Here is a 22,918-nt window from a genome sequence, read left to right as displayed (position 1 = left end):
GCGGCCGCACGGCAAGCTCGCTCGCGAACTAACGCAGCGTGCGGCCGTGCGTCTGCATCCAGCGTTTGGTGCGTCGGCTTTCGATGATCACCATCACGAGCCCGAGCACCCAAATTGGTATCTGCACTGCAAATGCAAGCTGAAAAGCGTCGAGCGAGTAGGTTGACGGTGATCCGGCACCCTGCAGATCGAGTACGACGCCAATGCTCATAACCGCGATGATCGTCGCGATAAAACCACCAGTATTCACGGTGCCCGTGCTGAGCCCGGCGAAGCTGCGCGGAGTGTGCGAGCGGGCGACCTCGAAGGCAACCATCGACGCTGGTCCGCCTAGCGGAATGATGATGAGCAGGGCAATGATGAGCCACTGCGGCGGTATTCCCTGCCAGAAAATCACGGCAGACCACGTCACTGCTATGAGCAGCGTGATGCCAATGACCACCCACACCCGTCGCTCTACAAATCGCGAACTGACCGGTCCCATGATGAGTCCAGACAGCATCGATGACACCACCGTAATGCTCAGCAGGCCACCGGCGACCGGCGCGCTCAGTCCAAGGCCGCCCATGAGAAACGGGGTGCCCCACAACAGCAAGAAAGTGTTCGCCGCGTATGGCGAAACAAAGTGGATCCAGAAGGCTGCACGCACCCCAGGAATCGAGAGCAGTCGTCGCATTCGCCCAATGAAACCCTCTTTCGGGTTGCCGTCTCTGGCTTGCTTCCGCCGACGCGATCCACCGATCACGGGGATCATCTCGGTAGCCGGCGGCACTGCCATCACGGCTGTCGCGGGCGTGCTGCCAATCCTCGCGGATCTCTCGGTAATTCCACCGGTCTTCCCGGTCACCCGTTCGAGCAGAGTGCGGCTTCCTGGTGCGTCACGAAGCACGAAGAACCCAAGAATCGTGAACAGCAGTCCGACAGCAACGATGCCAAGGAATCCCGTTGCCCAACCAAAGACCGAAACAACCAGAGCGAGTGGGGTGACAGAGATGAGTTGGCCAGCCTGCCCGACAAGACCTGTCAGCTGACTCACCGTCGGAATCTGGCGCGGATGGAACCATTCAGGAACCATTCGCATGACGCAAATAAACGTGCAGGCATCACCCGCACCAACGAGTATGCGAGCAAGAATCGCGATATTCACGTCGCTCACGAGGGCCATCGCGACCTGACCGAGCCCCATCATCACGGCGCCGATGATGATGAGTACGCTCGGACCAAACCGGTCGAGCAGCATGCCCACCGGAATCTGGCAGGCAGCGTACACAATCAGCTGAATTACCGGAAACGTCGCAAGAACCGACGCATCAATGTCGAAATGATGCTGTGCCGCGGGGCCAAGCGCCGAGAGCGACGACCTGTTGATAATTGCGATCGAGTAGAGTGCCACGGCGGTGCCCCAGACCACCCACGGCAGAATCGACTTTGTACGGCTCACGCGCGCACCGGCAATGGTGGGCCATCGGGAAAATCACTGCGTGTGAGGTCAAGAAAGAGCGCGTCTTCGAGGTGACCACCGGGTCGTACCTGGTAGTCGCGAAGCACACCAATGCGACGAAACCCCATACGTTCGTAGCTGCGAATAGCTCCCTCGTTGCCAACATTCGGGTCGAGGGTCACCCGCGTAATTCCATTCGCAAATTCGTGGCGGATCGCAAGCGCAAGCGCCTCCTCGCCGATCCTACGGCCCCGAAAGCGCGTGCCGATGAAGAGGTGCATGACCGTTGTCGGATACTCGGGGTCGTCGCCCCGGAGCACATAGAGCGCGCCCGCGCACTCCCCCTCAACTTCGATGATGCGGGTGATCTTAGGCGAAGAAATGAACTCTTCCCGCACTCGCTCAGGTGTGTAGCCCACCCACCAGAGCGACACCTCTGGTTCTGCGAGGATAGCAACGAGCGACTCAAGGTCACCCTGGACGGGTGCACGCAATGAAACTAACGGCCCTACTAGGGGCTCAGAGGGGAGCACATCTTCCGTCATACTCCACACCTTACTGGCCGAGTGCCTTGAGGCGCTCCTCCTCGTCCATTCGAATGCACGATTCGATTACCGGGTCGAGGGCGCCGTTCATCACGTGATCAAGGTTGTAGGCCTTGTACCCCGTGCGGTGGTCTGCAATTCGGTTCTCTGGGAAGTTGTAGGTGCGAATGCGCTCCGAGCGATCCATCGTGCGAATCTGACTCGACCGATGCGCGCTCGCCTCTGCTGCAGCCTCTTCTGCCAGTCTCGCGAGCAGACGGGCACGCAGCACTCGCATTCCAGCCTCTCGGTTCTGCAACTGCGACTTTTCGTTCTGCATCGCAACCACAATGCCGGTCGGCAAGTGGGTAATGCGAACCGCTGAGTCAGTCGTATTCACCGACTGCCCGCCGGGGCCAGATGAACGGTACACATCGATCTTCAGGTCGTTCTGACTGATCTCGACTTCTTCTGGCTCATCGACCTCTGGGTACACGAGCACACCGGTCGTCGAGGTGTGGATCCGTCCCTGTGACTCCGTCACCGGGACGCGCTGCACGCGATGCACGCCACCCTCAAACTTCAGGTGAGCCCAAACGCCCTGCGAGGGATCGCTTGCGTTCGACTTGATCGCGATCTGCACATTCTTGTAGCCGCCGAGATCGCTCTCGTCTTTTTCGAGGATCTCAGTCTTCCAACCCTTCGACTCCGCGTAGTGCATGTACATGCGCAGCAGATCAGCGCCGAAGAGAGCAGATTCGGCTCCACCTTCTCCACCCTTGATCTCAAGGATTACATCACGCGCGTCGTCAGGGTCCCGCGGAATAAGTAAGCGTCGCACCTTCTCTTGCGCCTCGGCGAGAGCGGTCTCCATCTCTGGAACCTCTTCAGCAAACGCCTCATCTTCTTTCGCGAGTTCACGCGCTGCCTCGAGGTCGTCGCCAAGCTGCACCCAGTGCTCGTGCGCAGCCTTGATCTTGCTGAGCTCTGCGTACCGACGATTCACCTTTTTCGCGCGGGCAGCGTCAGCGTGCAGAGCAGGGTCTGCGAGTTCGTCTTGCAGACGAGCGTGCTCTTCTAGCAGCCCTTCAACCTGTTCGAACACCATGCCTCCAATTAGAACGAGATTGTGTACGACTTCTCGGCGTCAACCTCAAGCTCGTTGCCGGTACCGGTAACCTTTACAACACTGTTCGCAACGGGGCGAATCTCGCGCAGCAGTTCTTTATCGAACGCCGATCCGCTCTTAGTGCGAGCGGTAGCGACCAACGTCAGCGAGCCACCATTTTCGAGATTGCGAGCAGCAGCAAGCACGTTCTTCACCTGAGTGATTGCCTGCGCACGCGCGGCCTCAGGAGTGGTGCGGCCACCCTGATTGTGCTGTTCGTAAGCCTGAGCAAGATCGCTCAAAGAGTGGAGCAGCACGACAACGTCGTGGCCTAGTTCGGCGAGGCGGCGCGCGCGATCTACCGCGAGCTCCACGATCGTAACCTGGTCTTCAGGTGCTCGATCAAACGTCGCGGCAACCACTTCACCGCTCACCGAGCGCTGCAGATGCGTCGCCTCTTCTGGCCTGGTGTTCGTTGCGACGACAACGAGATGAGCGTCAGGTGCGCCAGCGGTAACTGCAGTGGCGAGGTCTGCGAGCACCTTAGTTGATGAGGTCTTGGCGGGAAGCGTTAGGAGTGCACGTTGGCCGAGTCCCATCGGAGCATGCTTGTCGATCTCGGCGCCAAGGCTCTTGCTACCAGCCTGCGCAAAACGCAGTGGTTGCTGCGGGAAGATCGCCGTCATGTCGGCAATGTCGGGGCGCTTCTCGGTCTCCTCGACGGGCTTGCCGTTCACCGAATCGATCTTCACGATCGCGTTGTACTTCTGTCGGCCGCCGCCATCGCCCTCGCGTGGCTGGCGGATCGCGCCGACAATTGCGTCGCCGCGACGCAGGCCGTACTTCTTGACCTGACCAAGGGCAACGTACACGTCGGAAACACCAGGAAGGTACCCGCTGGTGCGTACAAACGCATAGTTATCGAGAACGTCGAGGATACCGGCAATCGGAAGCAAAACGTCGTCTTCGGTGATCTCGACCTCGTGGTCGTCGCCGCCGCGGCGCTTGCGGTCTCGCTGGCGGGTACGGCTTGAGCGAGAGTTGCCCTCTTGCTTGTCAGCATCAGACTTCGAGTTGTCCTGCTTACCGTTATCCTGCTTGTCTTGCTTGTTACGACCGCGGGACTTGCCCTCGTCGCCTGCCTGATCGCTCGAATCTTCGTCAGACTTCTCAGCCGGCTCCGCAGCATCTGGGCGGTCAGACTTCTCAGCCTTTTCCGACTTGTCAGACTTATCTGCAGCATTTGAGCGGCGGCGTGAGCGGCGACCGTTCGACGTCTCCTGCTGCTCTTCAACAGCCGAGCCTTCTGCTGTAACCTCGCTCGAGCTACCCTGCTCCGTCTCGGTCTGTTTCGACTCGGCCTGCTTCGACTCAGACTTCTTCGACTCCGACTGCTGGGGCTCTGCCGCAGCTGAATCAGCCTGGGCTGCGTCGGCCTGCGCCTCGGTCACAGCTTCTGGCTTCTTACGCGAGCGAGTCGCACGCTTCTTCGGCGCTTCCGTTGCGGGAGCCTCAGAGGCCGCTTCTCCTGCGGAGGTGCTCGTCTGCTCGGTCTGAGCAGCTTCTTCAGCTGCGGGCTCTACCTTCTTACGCGAACGGGTCGCGCGCTTCGGAGCTGCGGGAGCTTCTACTGCTTCTGCCGATTCTGCTGCGGGAGCCTCTGTTGCTGCGGGGGCCTCTGTTGCCGCTGGCGCTTCGGTCGTAGTGACCGTGACGTCAGTCGCAGCGCCCGCGGCGGCCGTTGCGCGCCGCGATGCCCGGCGACGAACCGGCGCTGCGGCCTCTTGGTTTTCTGCGCCTTCGGCTGCGGGTGTGGTTTCTTCTGGATTAAGTTCCACGGTTATCCTTTCGGAACGTTATTGGTTTGGGCTACACAGCCACAAACATGCACACATGTGCGGAAAGCTCGGATGTGAATCCGTGCTGGGAAATCGATCTGGCCTACCGACGAAGCGGCATCAGACTCGCGAAGAGAACGCTGAATCGACCGGGATCTCTTCTACTGTAGCACCCTTGATATCGATAGCGAGCGTGAGAACCCGCCATTCGGGCGCGATTTCACCGACGAGATCTGACGCCGCAAGTCGCTCCGCGGGCCCATTCGAGAGCACGAGAATCGACGGCCCAGCCCCCGAAACAACGGCGGGGTGGCCCGCCGCGCGCAATGCTCGCACCAGGTCACGGGTCGCTGGCATTGCTTCCCCACGGTAGCTCTGGTGAAGGCGGTCCTCGGTGGCTTCGAGCAGCAACTCGGGGCTTTGCGTGAGCGCTGCAATGAGCAGGGCCGAACGCGAGAGGTTGAACACTGCGTCCTCGTGAGGCACATGCTCAGGCTGCAAACTGCGGGCGTGCTGCGTCGACATGGTGAAGGTCGGAACAAGCACAAGCGGCGCGACACCGCGGTGCACGAGCAGCCGCTTGAAACGCGGGCCGTCTTCATTAGTCCACGCGATAGTGAGACCGCCGAAGAGCGCGGGCGCCACGTTATCGGGGTGCCCCTCGAGGTCGGTCGCATAGGCCAACAGTTGATCCTCGGTGAGTTCAAGTGGATCGTCTGGGTCGCTCGCGAGAAGGCCCGCTGCAATCATGACCCCGGCGACGATCGCGGATCCGGATGATCCCATGCCGCGACCGTGCGGAATGCGGTTGTTCGCCTCGATCTCAAGCCCCGGAAGTACCCGTCCGAGTCGCTCAAATACATACGCCGCAGACCGCACCACAAGGTTAGTTTCGTCGGTTTCAATCTCGCCCGCGCCCACACCTTGAACGGTGACGTGGGCACCCGGCTCTTCACGCGTTACTACAGTGAGCTCGTCACCGTAGGCTAGCGCGAGCCCGAGGGTGTCGAACCCTGGTCCGAGGTTTGCGCTGGTCGCGGGAACATGTATCCGGAGTGCCCTAGAGCTGAAGCTCATGCTCGGCCCTCGAGACGAATGACACTCAAAACTTGTGAAACTGCAGCGTCGTTTCGAAGCTCTTCGACGGTTTCTGCGAGGTTTGCCTCGCGAGCCTCGTGGGTGCCGATGGTGAGCAGCGCGCTTCCCTCGGCTCCGGCCGAAATGTTCTGTTCAACGCTTGCGGCCGAAACGCCGTGCGCTGACAAGATGCCCGCGATGCGTGCGAGCACGCCCGGTTCGTCACGCACCTCAAGCATGATTTGGTACGCGGTGAGCACTTCACCGATTGGCAGCACTGGCAATTCCGCGTGGGTGGATCCCGGGATTCCCGGGCCGCCGATGACGTGCCTGCGCGCAACCGACACTAGATCGCCAAGCACAGCCGAAGCGGTCTCCTTGCCGCCAGCGCCCGCACCATAAAACATAAGCTCGCCAGCAGATTCTGCCTCAACAAATACCGCATTCTTGCCCTCGTGCACCGCAGCGAGGGGATGTTCCCGCGGGATCAATGCCGGGTAGACACGCACCGAAACACCCTCGGTTCCGTCCGCTGCATTGAGGCGCTCAGCAACTGCAAGCAGCTTCACGACGAAGCCCGCGCTCTTTGCCGCCTCGATCTGGTCGAGCGTGACACCGGTGATGCCCTCGCGGTACACCGCACTGTCGGGAACTTCGGTGTGGAAGGCAATGCTCGCAAGAATGGTCGCCTTCTGAGCTGCGTCGAACCCCTCGACGTCAAGCGTCGGGTCTGCCTCGAGAAAGCCGAGGTCGCTCGCCAAGCGCATTGCGCTTTCTGTTGACTCACCAAATCGATCCATACGGTCGAGAATGTAGTTCGTCGAACCGTTCACAATACCCATCACCCGGGTAATGTGGTCGCCAGCGAGGCTTTCGCGCAGCGGGCGCAAAATCGGGATCGCTGCTGCAACCGACGCTTCATAGAGCAACTGTGCTCCGACCTGGTCAGCTGCATCTGTGAGCTCGCGACCATGCGCGGCGATGAGCGCCTTGTTCGCGGTAACCACATCGGCACCGCCTTCGAGCGCCTGAAGAATGAGAGTGCGAGCCGGCTCGATGCCGCCCATGAGCTCAATCACGATGTCGGAGCCCTGCACCAAACGCTCAGCGTCAGTTGTGAAGAGTTCGCGCGGCAGGTCAACGTCGCGCTTTGCGTCGAGATTGCGCACCGCGATTCCTGCGAGTGTCAGGCGAGCACCAATACGAGCTGCAAGTTCGTCGCCGTTCTCGAGAATGAGTCGGGCCACTTGCGCTCCAACTGATCCACTTCCCAGCAGGGCAACGCGAAGATCGCGGTATCCGTTCACGTAAAACTCCGTATCTTTCTAGGCCTACTCGCCTACTCTGTCACGCTGAGCGCGAGTAAGTCGTTCTCTGTCTCGCCCCTGACGATGATACGTGCTTCTCCATTTCGAAGCGCGACCACCGGTGGCCTTGGAACATAGTTGTAATTACTCGAGAGCGACCAGCAGTATGCTCCGGTTGCTGCGACAGCCAGCACATCACCGGGCGAAACATCGCCCGGTAGCTCGTCACGGTACACAACAATGTCGCCAGATTCGCAGTGCTTGCCGACGACTCGCACGAGTGCGGGCTCAGCATCGCTGACACGGTTCGCGATGCGCACGTGGTAATCAGAACCGTAGAGCGCTGGTCGAGCATTGTCGCTCATGCCGCCGTCGACACTCACGTAGATGCGTTCACCATACCCGTGATCTGCGGGGTCGGCCGCCGCATCACTTCCGGCAAGTTGCACTCGCTTTGTGGTGCCGACGGTGTAGAGCGTGACGCCAGACTGCCCCACGATCGCTCGACCAGGCTCAAAGGCGAGCTTCGGAAGAGGGAGCCCTGCATCATCACATGCCTGCTTCACAATGTCGGCGAGTTGACGCGCGATCTCTCGCACGTCAGGCGCTTCCCCTGCCTGATCGGGTGTGTACGCGATGCCGAACCCTCCCCCGAGGTTGAGTTCGGCGATCGGGCCACCGGTAATCTCAGAAAGCTCGCCGTAGACGCTGAGCAGTCGCTCCGCTGACTCGCGGAACCCTTCGGTGGCAAAAATCTGCGAACCGATGTGGCAGTGCAGACCCAAAAAGTTCAGGTTCTCATGTGCCACGATCTTTCGCACCATCGCTGGCGCTTCTGAAAGCGGCATTCCAAACTTCTGGTCTTCGTGAGCGGTAGCGAGATAGTCGTGAGTCGAAGCGTGCACTCCGCTATTTACGCGCAGCCGAACCGACTGAGTGCGGCCCGCAGCCGATGCCGCGGCAGCAATTCGCTCCACCTCAATCTCGCTGTCGATGATGATCGTGCCGATGCCCACCTCGATCGCACGCGCGATTTCGGCCTCAGATTTGTTGTTACCGTGAAAGCCAATATTTTGTGGATCCACACCCGCGGCAAGCGCCACAGCGAGCTCGCCGCCACTCGCAACGTCGATTGGCAGACCTTCCTCGTCCATCCAACGTGCTACCTCGACGCAAAGAAACGCTTTGCTCGCGTAATACACCTTCGCGTCAGTGCCGATGCGTTGCGCTTCTGACCGTAATGCATCTCGAATCTCGCGGGCCGTTGCGCGCGTTTGATCCTCGTCGACAACGTAGAGCGGCGAGCCAAACTGCTCAACAAGTTCGGTCGCCCGAATTCCTCCGAGCTTGAGTTGGCGGCACTCACGTCCGCGCCGGGCACCCTTCGGAAACACGCGATCATCGATTCCGTTAACGTCTACGTGCCGCTGCTCGGTCATGTGTTCTCCTCGAAGTATGGGCAGGTTCTAAGCCCAAAGATAGATTCTAGTGAGCCTTAGCCCTATTCACAGGTGCCGAGCTCGAGTTGGGCGGGGTTCGACAGGAAGTCGTCGACGAGAGCAACGTCGACGCGCACCCCGCCGGTCGCCACGTCGATCTTCTCGAGCGAGACACCCTGGGGTATCTGGTCGGCAATGCAAATCACTCGCGGTGAAAGCAGAGGCTCAAGCAGGCCGCCGGTCGCCGCGACAATCTGGTCGGTATTCAGGTCGAACCCCACGGCCGACAGACCAGTAGGGGTGACTTGAACGTCACCATCGATTGCCGAAAGCTTGAGCGTACCTTCGAGCGGTACCGAGAACCCAAACGCCTCAATCGTCTTACCAACAATGAGCGTTCCGCCAAGCGTGCGCCCCTCATCAGCAAGCCCGCTCGTGAGCGTCGAAATCACACTGCTCAGTTTCGCCGACGGAACGTATACCGAGGCGGTCGCTCCTCGCATCTCTCCTGAGGTCACCGCGAACGGAATCCGATCAGCGTGCAAAGACAGTGTCGCCTCAACGCCTTCTGCCACCGGAGCATCAGGCACCTCAACATCAATGTTGCCGACACCTCCCTGGATCGCATGAAGTAGCGCCGATCCACCGAGTTCGACATATACCGGGTGGCTCTTGGGGAGATTCAGTTTGTCACGAACTTGGCTCTGCACTATGCCGGGTATGACACTGCGCAGACCAATTTCGCCGACGCCGGCCAGCACGATGAGCAATGCCGCGAAGACAAGGAGCGCCTTCCCCCACCGAGGCATTGCGTTAGAGCCGCTCCGGTGCTGACACGCCGAGCAAATCAAGCCCATTCCGGAGCACCTGTTGTGCAGCGTCATTGAGCCACAGGCGCGTACGATGCAGGTCGGTCACCGGCTCGTCGCCGAGCGGGATCACGCGGCAGTTGTCGTACCAGCGGTGATATGCGGCAGCCAACTCCTCGAGGAACCTCGCGATACGGTGTGGTTCGCGAAGCTCAGCCGCACCCGCGACGATGCCGGGGTACTGCTGCAGTTTGCCGAGCAGTTCCGTTTCTGTCTCGTGCGTAAGCAGCTCTGGGACGAACGCATCGCGGGCGATATTTGCTGCCGCAGCATTGCGATCCACCGCACAGGTGCGCGCGTGCGCGTACTGCACGTAGAAGACCGGATTATCGTTCGTACGGCTGCGCACCTTCTCACCATCGAGGGCAAGCGGCGAATCAGCTGGGTAGCGCGCCAACCAGTAGCGCAATGCGTCGGAACCGAGCCACTCGAGCAGGTCATCGAGCTCGATAATGTTGCCCGCACGCTTCGAGAGCTTGGCACCGTTGAGATTCACCAGTTGCCCAATGAGCACGGTGATATCGGTCTCGATGTTGTCGCCCGCGGCGCCCGCAATCGCGGTGAGGCGACCAATGTATCCGTGGTGGTCTGCACCGAGGAGGTAGATCTTCTCGCCGAACCCACGGTCTTTCTTCGTGAGGTAGTAGGCAGCGTCTGCGGCAAAGTAGGTGTAGATGCCGTTGCCACGCGTGAACACGCGGTCTTTGTCATCACCAAAGTCAGTTGTGCGCACCCAGATTGCGTCGTCTTCTTCAAACACGTGCCCCTGCTCGCGCAGTCGGCCAACTGCCGCCTCAATCGGGCTAGGCTCGCCATTCGGACCAGCAGCGTGGAGCGTGCGCTCTGAGAAGTACACGTCGAAATGCACGTTGAAGCGCTCGAGCGAGTCTTTGATCTCTGCGAGCTGCTGTTGGTACCCAAGTTCTTGAGCGAGCTCGAGGGCTGCCTCGCGATCGTGCGCCGCTAGTTCGACGAGCTTCGGTTCCTGTGCGAGCACCTTGCGGCCCAGTTCTTGAATATACTCGCCCGGGTATGCGTCCTCCGGCGCCTCTTCGTTCAACGCAGCGGCGAGCACCGAGCGACCAAACTTGTTCATCTGCGCGCCCGCATCATTGATGTAATACTCACTGGTGACCTTCGCACCCGCAGCACGGAGCACTCGCGCGGTTGAATCGCCAAGTGCCGCCCAACGGGTGTGCCCCATGTGCAGTGGCCCCGTGGGGTTCGCGCTCACAAACTCCAGGTTGATGTTCTGGCCCGCGAGTGCATCGCCTCGACCGTACGCCTCGCCCTGCTCGATGACACGACGTGCCGTTTCGCCTGCACTTGCCGCGTCGAGCGTGATGTTGATGAATCCTGGGCCCGCGATCTCAGCTTTGGCCACGCCGTCGATCTTCGAGGTCTCAGCGACAATCTCTTCTGCCAGTGCGCGCGGATTCGTGCCGACGCGCTTCGCGAACTTCATAGCCACGTTGGAGGCCCAGTCGCCGTGCTCTCGGTTCTTCGGTCGCTCAACCTGGGTGTCCTGCTCGGTCACCTCAATCGTCGCGGCATCGCCACCGCGCGCGGCAAAGTTATCAGCGAGAATTTGGGCAAGTGCCTGGGAGAGTTCTTGTGGCGTCACAAGGATCTAGTCTACCGCCCGCGTTCCTCCAGGTATTCATCGACAAGTTCACGCACTCGTGCTCGGAGCGCATCGTCTGACAGCCCACCCGAAATCTGTGTTGCCGCTGCGAGCTGACGCGATTGCTCTTCCGATTGCTGCGCCTTTCTCTGCACAAACCCCGCAATGATAATGATCGCGGCCGCGGTGAGTGCAAGAATACTCACTCCGAGCTGCAGCGGAACGAGATCGTCGGAGAACTGCATCATGTATCCGATCGCCCATAGGATTCCCGCCACGATCCCGGCAACAAACATGAAGTAGTAAATACTCATCAGGATTCGTTCGCGCCGGATCCACCGATGCGCAATAGAGATAATGCCAAGTGCAAGCAAGCACCCAAGTATGGTGTGCGCCGCGAATGTGAGGTCAGAGAGGAAGCCGTAGACCGAGCGCTGCATTTCGTCGTACGGAACGTCTGGATCCCACTCGCCAACGTAGTATTCGGTCTCTTCCCAGAATGCGACAACGACTCCGAGGATGAACGTGATCGCTGTTCCGACCCAAATCGTTCGCTGAAGCCAAATGTGGCGCGCCGCGAGCGAGATGATGAGGTAGACGTCGGCAAGAAAGATGAGTCCCGCTATCGTGAACGCCTTCGATTCGGTAAGGCCGAGAAAGACAATCACTGCCATCACGACGCCCGAGAGTGCGAGCAACCCAATGAGAATCCAGAACCCAGTTCGGGGCCTCGATTTTTCTACTTCTACTGCCGCGAATTCGCGGACTTCACTACCGTTCATCTCACACTGCCTTCCATCGTGCGGAGAACCGCTGGATTATACGCTCAGAATAGCGCCACATTCGAGAAAAGTTTCCGACCAATGGCCTTGCCTTTAAGTATTGGTTCAGGCAGTACAAATTAACTCTCCGACCTGATGTTGTTCATGGCCTTGACCAGAACAGCACACGACGCGGCGAGTATCAGTACAAGCGGAAGAAGCAAGAGCACAAGTAGAGAGGGCACTGTGTTTCCCAACAACACATAGAAAATCACGGCTGCTCCCGGTATCAACGACCAGGTAAAAAACGTCCTTCCTCGGTTTTGCAGCGTGCCAGATGCCATCCGTATGGAAAGAATTGACGCCACTGCGCCACTAATGACAGCAAGTACAACCGCGCAGGGAACTACCACCAGCCATCCGATTATCATCGCTGCGAGGCCTGAACTTCCACCCGGGTCCATACGATCCGCAAGATACGGTGAAAGGAGCGAAAGCACCGCTATACTCACAAAAGTTACTGAGAGGCACTTCGTGCACCTGTATATGGTGGACCCCTTTGGGCGAAAGGCTCTCGTTCCAGTATCAAATACTTCGTTCATAAGGTCGGTCACTCTCGTTTGGAGTTTTCACTGAAAATGACGCCTAGCGCTTCTCAGTCGAATAGCTCCGATAAACCCGGACCCTAACCAGCTATCTCATCGTTTGGACGTTAGGCATGTATCGGCCGACCACCAGTCCAATGAGGACGCCCCTACCGCGGTGACTTCCCGACACACTCTACTCATATGAGGTTGAGACCATGCAAATCGGAATCACGCGGATTTTCGGCATTTTAGGTTGGCATGACCCGCGGAGCGGCACCTGAGACAAAGGAAAGAGGCTCCGACGAGGTGATAAACACCTGGTCAGAGCCGCTTTTTGTTGAGTGCCCCCGGAGGGATTCGAACCCCCGACCTACGGTACCGGAAACCGGCGCTCTATCCCCTGAGCTACGGAGGCGAGCAAAGTCAACTCCACTAGCCTAGCGCACCGTCAGGCACCCCTCGCGCACCGTATACGTAACTGCGGTGAACCGCACGTTAGTGCTCGGCGAGCGCCTTGCCTGCGAACTCTTTGAGGCCCCAGGCTGCGACTGCCGCAATGACAAAGAAGATCGCAAAGACCGTGAACGTCAAGCCCGTGCCGCCCGCAATGAGCAATACGGGTACGAGCATAGGCGCAACGATCGATGCGATGCGCCCGAACCCGGCAGCCCACCCAGCACCGGTGCCACGAAGGTCGGTCGGATACAACTCTGGAGTCACCGCATACACGGCTCCCCAGGCGCCAAGGTTAAAGAACGAAAGCGCCATGCCAGCAGCAATGATCGCCCACTCGACGTGCACGGTACCAAAGGCGATTGCAGAGAGCGCCGATCCAGCGAGAAACACCGACAGGGTGAGTCTGCGGCCCCACTTCTCGATAAGCCACGCCGCAACCGCGTACCCGGGGAGCTGGGCGAGCGTAATGATGAGCGTGAATCCGAATGAGCGAACGAGACTGAAGCCAGCATCGACGAGAATGCTCGGGATCCAAATAAACGCGCCGTAATACGCGAAGTTCACGCAGAGCCAGACCAGCCAAATCGAGAGCGTGCGCACCCGGTACTCCGCAGACCACAGCGCTGCGAATCGATTGCGCGAACCACCAGGTCGCTGCGGCTGCGTCGCACCGGAAGCGCCAGGAATGACCGGAGTTTGAGCCACAGGCTCGCTCCCAAACACAGCCGGAGACGCCTCGAAGTCTGCAACGACGCGCTCGGCCTCAGCGACTTTGCCGCGACCGGCAAGCCAACGCGCGGACTCGGGCAACCCCCACCGCACCACTAGCGCGTACACGGCTGGAATCGCGCCGATGGCAAACGCCCATCTCCAACCGTTGTCTGATGCGGGCACAACGAAGTATCCGATAATCGCAGACGCCGTCCATCCGACGGCCCAGAATGCCTCGAGAATGACGATTAGTCGGCCTCGAATTCGCGCTGGCGCAAACTCAGAGACGTAGGTTGATGCGACCGGAAGCTCAGCTCCGAGGCCTAGCCCCACGAAGAACCGAAGGATAAGGAGTAGCGCGATTCCACCGACGAGTGCGCTTGCACCGGTCGCGACACCGTAAATGAGCAGCGTGAGCGCGAACACCTGCCGCCTACCAATGCGGTCAGCCAGCAAGCCACCCAGGCTCGCACCAATCGCCATACCAACGAATCCGATTGAGGCGATGAGCCCGCCCTCGCCCTTCGTAAGCCCCCATTGTGCAGTGAGCGCGGCGATGATGAACGAGATGAGTCCCACATCCATGGCATCGAGCGCCCACCCGATGCCCGAGCCTGAGAGCACACGCATGTGCTTGCGGTTGAGCGGGAGCGCATCGAGTCGTGCGGAAACGTTGGTAGTGGCAGCAGCATCGGGCCGGGTATTGTTCACAGGTTCATCATAGAAGCTGTCAGGCACACCCGGCTGGCGTGCCCACACGCGAGTATTAGAGCCCACCAGTGAGTCGCCGAATAACCTCCGCCGCACTCAGTTCTTCGGTCAGCGCGCCGACGCCCTCGCCAGCATCAATCGGCACCACCGCAAAGTCATCGGCAGCGTAGGCTTCCCTGAATGCGGCCCGCGCCTCAGCATTCGACGCGAGCTCCGCCTCCCGTCCGTCCCAGCGCTCGACAAAAGGCGTGCGCAGCAGCCGTTCCGGAATCCGCTCGGGCCAAGGCCGTTCGAGCGCGACATCAAGCACGCGCGACACCATCGTGTCCTCCCCCGTTGCCGCAAAGAGCACGCGCCTCGCAGCGTCGCTCACAAGTGATTCGGTGCAGGCCTGAAAGGCTGTGCCGATCCACACCCCTGCTGCCCCGGCGGCGAGCGCATGGTCGATCTGTGCCGGGGTGTGAATCGCGCCAGCAGAAAGCACCGGCACGTCAACGGCCGCGATGACCTCGCGAAGCAAATCATCACGCGGGCGAAAGTGTTGCCCGTGACCACCGGCCTCCATTCCGCGCGCGACAATCAGGTCGACGCCAGCGTCTGCCGCGTATCGCGCCTCGCTGACCGTCGCGACCTGGGTCACCGTCTGCGCACCGGCACTGCGGGCCGCGTCGATCCAGGTTGATTGTGGATCGGCCTCCCAATCACCAAACCCCACCGAGATCACGCTCGGTCCGGCGCTGAGTGCCACGTCGAGCATTTCCGGGTCTCGCTCAATGCCCCAAGCGACCATACCGATGCCCCATGGAACCGGTTCCGCGGGAGCGTACATTCGAAAGTTCGCGAGCTCACGCCTGAGCGCTACGGCGGAACCCGAACTTCCCATGCCAATCATTCCGAGTGCACCCGTCCGCGAAACGGCAGCCGCAAGTCGTCCACCGGCGACACCGCCCATAGGCGCGCACACAATGGGATGCTCGAGACCCAGCTCAGCTGCCCAAACACTCATGCCTTGCCCCCGATCGCGAGTTGCACTCTGGCCCACCGAAGATCGCGTTGGTCGGTGAGGGTGAGTTGATCCACCACTTCGCCACCATCGCAGCGAAGCAGCTCAACGGTCGCGGTGGTTCCCGTGTCTGCGGCAACCCGCCAGGCGCCGCCACTCGCTTCCCATCTGTCGATGGGTTCTGGCGCTGTAGGGAACGGAGTTTTCCTGGTCCACCCGATTTCAGCTCCCCGGTCGTAGAAGTGCCGGTAGGCGTAAATGAGCGGATGCCACGCCTCAGGGTCAATGTGGTTCGTACCCGCGACCGTTACTTCATGCTGTGCATGCACGCGAACGACCTCAGCCTCGACAATGCCGTAGATGCCAGCGACACCAGGGGTGATGCGCCGAACAAGTGCCTCGAGCTGAATCGGTGCTTCGGCCACCAGATCCACCGAAACCTCATCCCCCGCAAGTGGCGTTAGGCCTGCACGATTAAACTTGGCTGGTTCAAACGCATACGCGTCGCGTTTGTCGTCAGGCACGGGGTTCTTCCCAGTCACACCCGCGAGGCGCTCGACGTGTTGCCATTGCTCAGCAGACGGAAAACTCACTGTGATCTCCCCGTGGCGCCTGGCGTTATCGAGTGACTGGCCACCCTCCTCGAGGCCGAGCACGATCATGCGACCGAGCGCAAAGTGGCTCGATGCCGGTGCGAGGTTGGTGGATCCGTCTGGGTTCTTCGTACCCACCAAATACACGGGGGTGCCCAAATACAGCACGCTTGGATCTATCACACGATGGGTACTGGCTTCTTCGCTCACACTCCCACCGTACTCCCCGTGAGGCTAGGCAGTCATCTTGCGCGACAGTAGCCGCGGAGTGAGCTGGTACAACACCACGAGCGCAATACCGAGCACGAGGAGCAGGATCCACCACACCGGCGCTACCAGCAAGGACAGGAGCCCAAGCAACGAAGCTGCCACGGTGAATGCGGCATTCACGCCCGAGGCTGCGACGTGTGACATGCCCAGTTGCTGCAGGCGCTGGTAGGCGTGCTCTTTGTGCGGCTCATCCCACTTATGGCCAGCGCGCACCCGCTTCACGAGCGTTGTTCCCACATCGCCGAAATAAATGATCATTGGCCCGATCGTGGCGAGTACCGGCACCCCTGCAATGAGTGCTGTGAAACTCGTGATCGCTACGGCACCGCCAAGCAGGTAGCTGCCGACATCACCCAAGAATGCACCGGGTTTGGTGAGGTTCCACGGCAAGAAACCGGCGAAACCCGCAGCGAGCACGAGACCAGCGATGATGAGCCAGCCGGCTCCCGGCGTGAGGTATCCGGCCGCTGCGAACGTGAGTCCGGCGATAACGCCGTGGAATCCGCTGATTCCATTGAGCCCATCCATGAAGTTCGCGACGTTGATGTAACTCGAAATGAACAAGACGCCGTAAATTCCGAGGAGCACGAGCACCCACACAGACACCGTCGTCACCCATGGAAGCGGATTCCACCCAAACGTGGGTGCCGAATACAGTGCTCGCGTGAGCCAGATCACCGCGACAGAAGTCGTAGTCGCGATGAGCAGCAGAACCGCGCTCCGCACCGGAACACTGATGCCTTTGAGGTCCTCGCTCAGTCCCAGGAATCCCGAGCACATCGTACCCAGGGTGATGATGAGGAGATACTTCCATGCGGTCCCGTCGGGATCTGTGCTGGCTGTCAGTACGGTGAAGACCGCTTCAACCAGCACGATCGCGATGAGCACGGCCAAGCCGAGCCCGCGGAGCACCGGCTTCTCGTGTGAGGAGCGCTCGTTCGGCACGTCCACAACACCGAGCCGCACAAGAAGTGGCTTCACCACAAAAGGCAGAAGCAGGCTCAACAAAAATGTGATGACAAATGACACCAAGACAACGAGCATCGTTGCAGTAATCAATGCACTCGCCCTTCGGCTTCTTTGGTGAGATCCATCCGTGCGATCCACCCCTCATGGTCAAGGATATTCGGGCTAATAACCCCGATATGAGCGTGCGAGATCTTCGGATGGAATGGCCGTTCATCGCCCTCACCGTCGCCGGTGAGTACTTCGTGGAGCTTCTCGCCATGACGGAGCCCAGTGAAGACGATCTCGATGTTCTTGCCTGACTGAGCGATCATGCGCTTCGCAACATCGAGAATGCGCACGGGCTCCCCCATATCGAGAATGAGCACCTCACCCGGACGGCCGATGCCCCCGGCTTGAATCACGAGTTGTGACGCCTCAGGAATTGTCATGAAGAATCGTGTCGCGTCTGGGTGGGTCACCGTCACTGGCCCGCCCTTCTCGATGAGATGGCGGAACGTTGGCAGCATAGATCCGCGGCTCCCAAGAACATTGCCGAACCGCACCGACAGGTATCGCCCGCCGGTCTCCCCCGCCATCCACCCGGTGAGTTTCTCTGCAACGCGCTTTGAATGCCCAAGCACGCTCGTTGGGTTCGCAGCCTTGTCAGTGGAGACATTCACGAAGGTACCTACGTTGGCCGCGCGCGCTGCGTTCAGCACATTGAGCGTACCGAGCACGTTCGTCTTCCATGCCTCATCGGGATACTGTTCAAGCATCGGAAGGTGCTTGAGCGCCGCAGCGTGAAACACAACTTCGGGCTTGCGGTCGCAGAAGATGTCCTTGAGCGTCTTCTCGTCGCGGATATCTGCGAGCACCACGTCCTTCGTGTCGAGAAGCCCGTGACCGACGATCGAAATCTGCGCCTCTTGCAGAGCGGTCTCATCGCGATCCAGCATGATGAGCTCGGCCGGGGCGAAGTTGACGAGCTGTCTGCAGAGCTCCGAGCCGATGGATCCGCCAGCGCCAGTCACGAGCACGCGCTTGCCCTGCAGATAATCTGCGATCGAGGTGGTGTCGAGGCGCACAGGGTGGCGGCCGATGATGTCTTCGATCGAGAGCTCGCGCACGTTTGACAGAGACGCAGAATTGTTGAGCAGCTGATCGAGCGGCGGCAACACCATCACGTTAATGCCGAGTTTGTCAGCTGACGCGTCGAGTCGGCGCAACATCGCGGCATCTGCGTCGCCAATGCACACGAGCACCGACGTCGCAGCAGTGGATCGCACCGCACGCTCAAGATCGTCAATGCTTCCAAGAACCTTGACGCCGCGCACCTCCTGGTTGCGCTTCGCAGGGTCATCGTCAAGAAAACCGACCGGGAGGTAGGACGACTTCGCATCGGTGAGCAGACGTTTTGCGGTCTGCACGCCAAGGTATCCAGATCCATACAGGAGGATCCGCTCTGCTCGTGCGGGCTTGAGGTTGCGCTCGGCAGTCTCACGAAACAGGTACCGCACGACCCCCATGAACGTGAACGTAATTGGAGCGGCAATGATGAGTGTGCTTCTGGGAATACCGTTGCCGTACCCCACAAGGTAAGCGAATACCCAGGTGACGACCGTGACCGCGGTCACGTTGAGCACGAGTGCACGTACCTCGTCGAAGCTACCAATCGCGTACCTGGATCGGTAAATCCAAAACGCCCAGCCACCGATCAGTTGCAGGATCACGGCAACACCGATGACCGCAAGTGTCCAGCCCCAGTGAATGCGTTGGAAGCCGAAATCAAAGCGAAGCACGAGCGCGACGATGATACCGATCGCCCAAGCGACCGCGTCGAGGAGGAAAAGCCCTCCATAGGTATCAACGAAATGAGCCAGACGGCCACTCGCAGGCTTCCGCACGCGCCCTCCCGAGAGTGAATGGGCACTTGCCCCAGAATGCAGTTCAGCGTAACCCGAACGTTATGAACATAACCAGAATACCGCGCCGCCAGGGAGCAACCCGGCAACGCGCACAGCATCGAAGAATCGCCACCCTGCGGAGGGCACAGATACGCAAAGAACCCCGGAAGAAAACTTCCGGGGTTCTCGATCGGTCAGAGACCGAAACTTAGCGCTGAGACTTACTCAACAACCTTGGTCACCGTGCCGGCGCCGACGGTGCGGCCACCCTCACGGATCGCGAAGCCGAGGCCATCTTCCATAGCGATTGGCTGAATCAGCTCAACAACCATGTCGGTGGTGTCGCCAGGCATAACCATTGGCTTGTCCTCGGGAAGGGTGATAACACCGGTCACGTCAGTCGTACGGAAGTAGAACTGCGGACGGTAGTTCGTCTCGAACGGGTTGTGACGGCCACCCTCTTCCTTCTTCAGGATGTAGGCGGTTCCCTCGAACTTGGTGTGAGGGGTGATCGAACCCGGTGCAACAACAACCTGGCCGCGCTCAACGTCTTCACGCTTGGTGCCGCGGAGCAGAAGGCCACAGTTCTCGCCAGCCCATGCTTCGTCGAGCTGCTTGTGGAACATCTCGATACCGGTGACGGTGGTCTTCTGAGTTGGGCGGAGACCAACGATCTCAACCTCAGAGTTGATCTTCAGGGTGCCACGCTCGGCACGGCCCGTAACAACGGTGCCACGACCGGTGATGGTGAACACGTCCTCAACAGGCATGAGGAACGGCTTGTCCTTGTCACGCACTGGATCGGGGATGTTGTCGTCAACAGCCTGCATGAGCTCGAGAACGGAGTTAACCCACTTCTCTTCGCCCTGGAGTGCCTGGTAGCCCGACACGCGAACAACTGGAACGTCGTCTCCGGGGTAGCCCTGCTTCGAGAGCTCCTCGCGGACCTCCATCTCGACGAGCTCGAGGATTTCCTCGTCGTCGACCTGGTCGCACTTGTTGAGTGCAACGAGAAGGTAAGGAACACCAACCTGCTTTGCAAGGAGGATGTGCTCCTTGGTCTGAGCCATCATGCCGTCAGTAGCAGCAACCACGAGGATCGCGCCGTCCATCTGAGCAGCACCGGTGATCATGTTCTTGATGTAGTCAGCGTGGCCTGGTGCATCAACGTGCGCGTAGTGGCGCTTGTCGGTCTCGTACTCAACGTGCGAGATGTTGATGGTAATACCGCGCTGGCGCTCCTCTGGAGCCGAGTCGATGGTCGCGAAGTCGCGCTGCACGTTCACGTCAGACGGGAACTTGTCGGCAAGCGTCTTCGAGATCGCTGCGGTAAGAGTCGTCTTACCGTGGTCAACGTGACCAATCGTACCGATGTTTACGTGCGGCTTGGTCCGCTCGAACTTGGCCTTCGCCACTATGGTCCTCCTCAGGACATTCAAGTGCTGTTCCCGCCTCGACGGTTTCGAGGGGGCGCGAGCACTGGGGTGTGTACTTATGTTACAAGCTCTGGTCTCTATTCGCGACCTGAACTCAGTGATCAGTGGCGGAATGCGTATTCCGCCACTGATCGGCAGACGATATTACTCGCCCTTAGCCTTCTGAACGATCTCATCGGCCACGGCCTTCGGCACCTCAGCGTAGGAATCGAAGGTCATCGAGAACACGGCACGACCACTGGTCTTCGACCGAAGGTCACCAATGTACCCGAACATCTCTGACAGTGGGACAAGGGCGCGTACGACCTTGACACCACTTGCGTCTTCCATGGCCTGAATCTGGCCACGGCGTGAGTTGAGGTCGCCGATAACGTCGCCCATGTACTCCTCAGGCGTACGAACCTCGACGGCCATCATTGGCTCGAGCAGCACAGGCTGTGCCATACGAGCCGCTTCCTTGAACGCCATCGAACCAGCGATCTTGAAGGCCATTTCCGACGAGTCAACGTCGTGGTACTGGCCGTCAAGCAGCTGAGCCTTCACGCCCACAACAGGGAAGCCTGCGAGGATACCGTACTCCATTGCGTCTTGGATACCGGCATCGACAGATGGGATGTACTCGCGAGGAACGCGACCACCGGTCACCTTGTCCTCGAACTCGTAAATCTTTTCGCTGTCTGCCTCGAGCGGAGCGAGCGAGATCTGAACCTTTGCGAACTGGCCCGATCCACCGGTCTGCTTCTTGTGGGTGTAGTCGTACTTCGGAACGGTCTTGCGGATCGTTTCGCGGTACGCAACCTGAGGCTTACCAACATTCGCCTCGACCTTGAATTCACGCTTCATGCGATCCACAAGGATGTCGAGGTGAAGCTCACCCATACCCGCGATCACGGTCTGACCGGTCTCCGGGTTGAGGCTCACGCGGAAGGTTGGGTCCTCTTCAGCAAGCTTCTGAATAGCGAGCGAAAGCTTCTCCTGATCACCCTTGGTCTTGGGCTCAATAGCCACCTCGATCACGGGTTCTGGGAAGGTCATCGACTCGAGAACAACCTGGTTATTCGCGTCTGAAAGGGTGTCACCTGTGGTGGTGTCCTTCAGGCCGATAACCGCGTAGATGTTGCCAGCGGTGAGCGAGTCAACAGGGTTCTCCTTGTTGGCGTGCATCTGGAAGATCTTTCCGATGCGCTCCTTCTTGCCCTTGGTCGAGTTGATGACCTGAGCACCAGACTCAGCGTGACCCGAGTAGACGCGAACGTAGGTGAGGCGACCGAAGAACGGGTGCACAGCAACCTTGAACGCGAGTGCCGAGAACGGATCGTCTGCATTCGGCTTGCGCTCGATAACGACTGACTCGTCACGGGGATCGTGAGCCTCGATCGCACCCACGTCAAGCGGGTTCGGGAGGAAGTCAACGACTGCGTCGAGCATCGGCTGGATGCCGCGGTTCTTGAATGCAGAACCACAGTAGACCGGGTAGATCTCGTTGTTCACAACAAGCTTGCGGATGCCGCCCTTGATCTCGTCGATCGTGAGCTCTTCGCCACCGAAGAACTTCTCGAGCAACTCATCGTCGGTCTCAGCGACAGTCTCAACGAGCTTTGCACGGTACTCTTCGGCCCTCGCCTGCAGGTCTGCAGGGATTTCCTGAGTCTCGTAGTTTGCGCCGAGGGTAACGTCACCCTTCGAATCGCCTTCCCACACGAATGCCTTCATCGTCAGAAGGTCAACGACACCGGTGAAGTCAGACTCCGAGCCGATCGGAAGCTGCATCACGAGCGGCTTTGCGCCGAGACGGTTGATGATCGTGTCTACCGTGAAGTAGAAGTCAGCACCCATCTTGTCCATTTTGTTGACAAAGCAGATACGGGGAACGCCGTACTTGTCTGCCTGGCGCCACACGGTCTCCGACTGAGGCTCAACACCCTCTTTACCGTCGAACACAGCAACTGCACCGTCGAGAACGCGGAGCGAGCGCTCCACCTCAACGGTGAAGTCAACGTGGCCGGGGGTGTCGATGATGTTGATCTGGTTGTTGTTCCAGAAACAGGTCACGGCGGCAGACGTGATCGTGATGCCGCGCTCCTTCTCCTGCTCCATCCAGTCAGTCGTTGCGCCACCGTCGTGGGTTTCACCGAGCTTGTGGTTCACACCCGTGTAGAACAGGATGCGCTCGGTTGTGGTGGTCTTGCCGGCATCAATGTGGGCCATGATGCCAATGTTGCGGACCTTACTCAGGTCAGTGAGCACGTCTTGTGCCACGGGATCTCCTCCAGTGTGTGGGGATGTAAGTATGTGGATCGCGGGATGAACC

General features: G+C 59.7%; 17 protein-coding genes and 1 tRNA gene. All 18 read right to left on the bottom strand.

Features of this window, described 5'->3' with window-relative positions; genetic code table 11:
* Positions 1-28: 28 nt before the first annotated feature.
* The 18 genes from H9L06_RS11065 to fusA all read right to left on the bottom strand — a co-directional run bounded on the left by H9L06_RS11065 (position 29) and on the right by fusA (position 22,866).
* The gene (locus H9L06_RS11065; RefSeq protein WP_187555210.1) at positions 29-1,441 is read right to left on the bottom strand and encodes an MFS transporter; all 1,413 of its coding nucleotides are present in this window, start codon (positions 1,439-1,441) and stop codon (positions 29-31) included.
* Positions 1,438-1,986, bottom strand: coding sequence for a GNAT family N-acetyltransferase (locus tag H9L06_RS11060; RefSeq protein ID WP_187555209.1), 549 nt, complete (start codon positions 1,984-1,986; stop codon positions 1,438-1,440). Before H9L06_RS11060 ends, H9L06_RS11065 begins: the two co-directional genes overlap by 4 nt.
* 10 nt (positions 1,987-1,996) lie before the next feature.
* Complete coding sequence (gene prfA / locus H9L06_RS11055; RefSeq protein ID WP_187556496.1) at positions 1,997-3,070, bottom strand: peptide chain release factor 1; 1,074 nt, start codon at positions 3,068-3,070, stop codon at positions 1,997-1,999.
* 11 nt (positions 3,071-3,081) lie between these two features.
* The gene (locus H9L06_RS11050) at positions 3,082-4,911 is read right to left on the bottom strand and encodes a hypothetical protein (RefSeq protein ID WP_187555208.1); all 1,830 of its coding nucleotides are present in this window, start codon (positions 4,909-4,911) and stop codon (positions 3,082-3,084) included.
* A gap of 120 nt (positions 4,912-5,031) precedes the next feature.
* Entirely contained in the window at positions 5,032-5,988 is a 957-nt protein-coding gene (thrB, locus tag H9L06_RS11045; protein WP_187555207.1) for a homoserine kinase, read from the bottom strand.
* The gene (locus H9L06_RS11040; RefSeq protein WP_187555206.1) at positions 5,985-7,295 is read right to left on the bottom strand and encodes a homoserine dehydrogenase; all 1,311 of its coding nucleotides are present in this window, start codon (positions 7,293-7,295) and stop codon (positions 5,985-5,987) included. The genes thrB and H9L06_RS11040 overlap by 4 nt, the downstream gene beginning before the upstream one ends.
* A 32-nt stretch (positions 7,296-7,327) precedes the next feature.
* Positions 7,328-8,734: a diaminopimelate decarboxylase gene (gene lysA / locus H9L06_RS11035; protein ID WP_187555205.1), complete on the bottom strand. Its 1,407-nt coding sequence runs from the start codon at positions 8,732-8,734 to the stop codon at positions 7,328-7,330.
* Positions 8,735-8,796: 62 nt separating this feature from the next.
* Complete coding sequence (locus tag H9L06_RS11030) at positions 8,797-9,543, bottom strand: LmeA family phospholipid-binding protein (protein ID WP_187555204.1); 747 nt, start codon at positions 9,541-9,543, stop codon at positions 8,797-8,799.
* Positions 9,544-9,547: 4 nt separating this feature from the next.
* On the bottom strand, positions 9,548-11,227 hold the full coding sequence (gene argS, locus H9L06_RS11025) for an arginine--tRNA ligase (RefSeq protein WP_187555203.1): 1,680 nt from the start codon (positions 11,225-11,227) through the stop codon (positions 9,548-9,550).
* An 11-nt stretch (positions 11,228-11,238) separates the two neighbouring features.
* On the bottom strand, positions 11,239-12,009 hold the full coding sequence (locus tag H9L06_RS11020; RefSeq protein WP_187555202.1) for a hypothetical protein: 771 nt from the start codon (positions 12,007-12,009) through the stop codon (positions 11,239-11,241).
* A gap of 908 nt (positions 12,010-12,917) precedes the next feature.
* Positions 12,918-12,990, bottom strand: a tRNA-Arg gene (locus H9L06_RS11015).
* Positions 12,991-13,070: 80 nt separating this feature from the next.
* Positions 13,071-14,372 carry an MFS transporter gene (locus H9L06_RS11010; RefSeq protein ID WP_187556495.1) on the bottom strand — a complete coding sequence of 434 codons (1,302 nt, stop codon included), beginning with the start codon at positions 14,370-14,372 and terminating at the stop codon, positions 13,071-13,073.
* A 136-nt stretch (positions 14,373-14,508) separates the two neighbouring features.
* Complete coding sequence (locus H9L06_RS11005; protein WP_187555201.1) at positions 14,509-15,459, bottom strand: NAD(P)H-dependent flavin oxidoreductase; 951 nt, start codon at positions 15,457-15,459, stop codon at positions 14,509-14,511.
* On the bottom strand, positions 15,456-16,259 hold the full coding sequence (locus tag H9L06_RS11000) for a flavin reductase family protein (protein WP_187555200.1): 804 nt from the start codon (positions 16,257-16,259) through the stop codon (positions 15,456-15,458). Before H9L06_RS11000 ends, H9L06_RS11005 begins: the two co-directional genes overlap by 4 nt.
* Before the next feature lie 24 nt (positions 16,260-16,283).
* Positions 16,284-17,378, bottom strand: coding sequence for an MraY family glycosyltransferase (locus H9L06_RS10995; protein WP_246454391.1), 1,095 nt, complete (start codon positions 17,376-17,378; stop codon positions 16,284-16,286).
* A complete protein-coding gene (locus tag H9L06_RS10990; protein ID WP_187555199.1) occupies positions 17,375-19,171 on the bottom strand; it encodes a polysaccharide biosynthesis protein in 1,797 nt (598 codons plus the stop codon). The genes H9L06_RS10995 and H9L06_RS10990 overlap by 4 nt, the downstream gene beginning before the upstream one ends.
* A gap of 221 nt (positions 19,172-19,392) precedes the next feature.
* Positions 19,393-20,586 carry an elongation factor Tu gene (gene tuf / locus H9L06_RS10985; RefSeq protein ID WP_187555198.1) on the bottom strand — a complete coding sequence of 398 codons (1,194 nt, stop codon included), beginning with the start codon at positions 20,584-20,586 and terminating at the stop codon, positions 19,393-19,395.
* Positions 20,587-20,751: 165 nt separating this feature from the next.
* Positions 20,752-22,866, bottom strand: a complete 2,115-nt coding sequence (gene fusA, locus H9L06_RS10980) for an elongation factor G (RefSeq protein WP_187555197.1) — start codon at positions 22,864-22,866, stop codon at positions 20,752-20,754.
* Positions 22,867-22,918 lie beyond the last annotated feature (52 nt).

Origin of the sequence: Leucobacter denitrificans (genome assembly GCF_014396385.1) — a bacterium.
GTDB classification, from domain to species: domain Bacteria; phylum Actinomycetota; class Actinomycetes; order Actinomycetales; family Microbacteriaceae; genus Leucobacter; species Leucobacter denitrificans.
Note: the sequence above shows the minus strand (reverse complement) of the source record. Positions and strands in the feature narration are given on the sequence as shown.

What these genes read in the sequence shown, in the direction of transcription:
- H9L06_RS11060 (WP_187555209.1), bottom strand. Translation starts at nt 1,986, where the DNA reads ATGACGGAAGATGTGCTCCCCTCTGAGCCCCTAGTAGGGCCGTTAGTT.
- thrB (WP_187555207.1), bottom strand. Translation starts at nt 5,988, where the DNA reads ATGAGCTTCAGCTCTAGGGCACTCCGGATACATGTTCCCGCGACCAGC.
- lysA (WP_187555205.1), bottom strand. Translation starts at nt 8,734, where the DNA reads ATGACCGAGCAGCGGCACGTAGACGTTAACGGAATCGATGATCGCGTG.
- H9L06_RS11030 (WP_187555204.1), bottom strand. Translation starts at nt 9,543, where the DNA reads ATGCCTCGGTGGGGGAAGGCGCTCCTTGTCTTCGCGGCATTGCTCATC.
- H9L06_RS11020 (WP_187555202.1), bottom strand. Translation starts at nt 12,009, where the DNA reads ATGAACGGTAGTGAAGTCCGCGAATTCGCGGCAGTAGAAGTAGAAAAA.
- H9L06_RS11010 (WP_187556495.1), bottom strand. Translation starts at nt 14,372, where the DNA reads ATGCGTGTGCTCTCAGGCTCGGGCATCGGGTGGGCGCTCGATGCCATG.
- H9L06_RS11005 (WP_187555201.1), bottom strand. Translation starts at nt 15,459, where the DNA reads ATGAGTGTTTGGGCAGCTGAGCTGGGTCTCGAGCATCCCATTGTGTGC.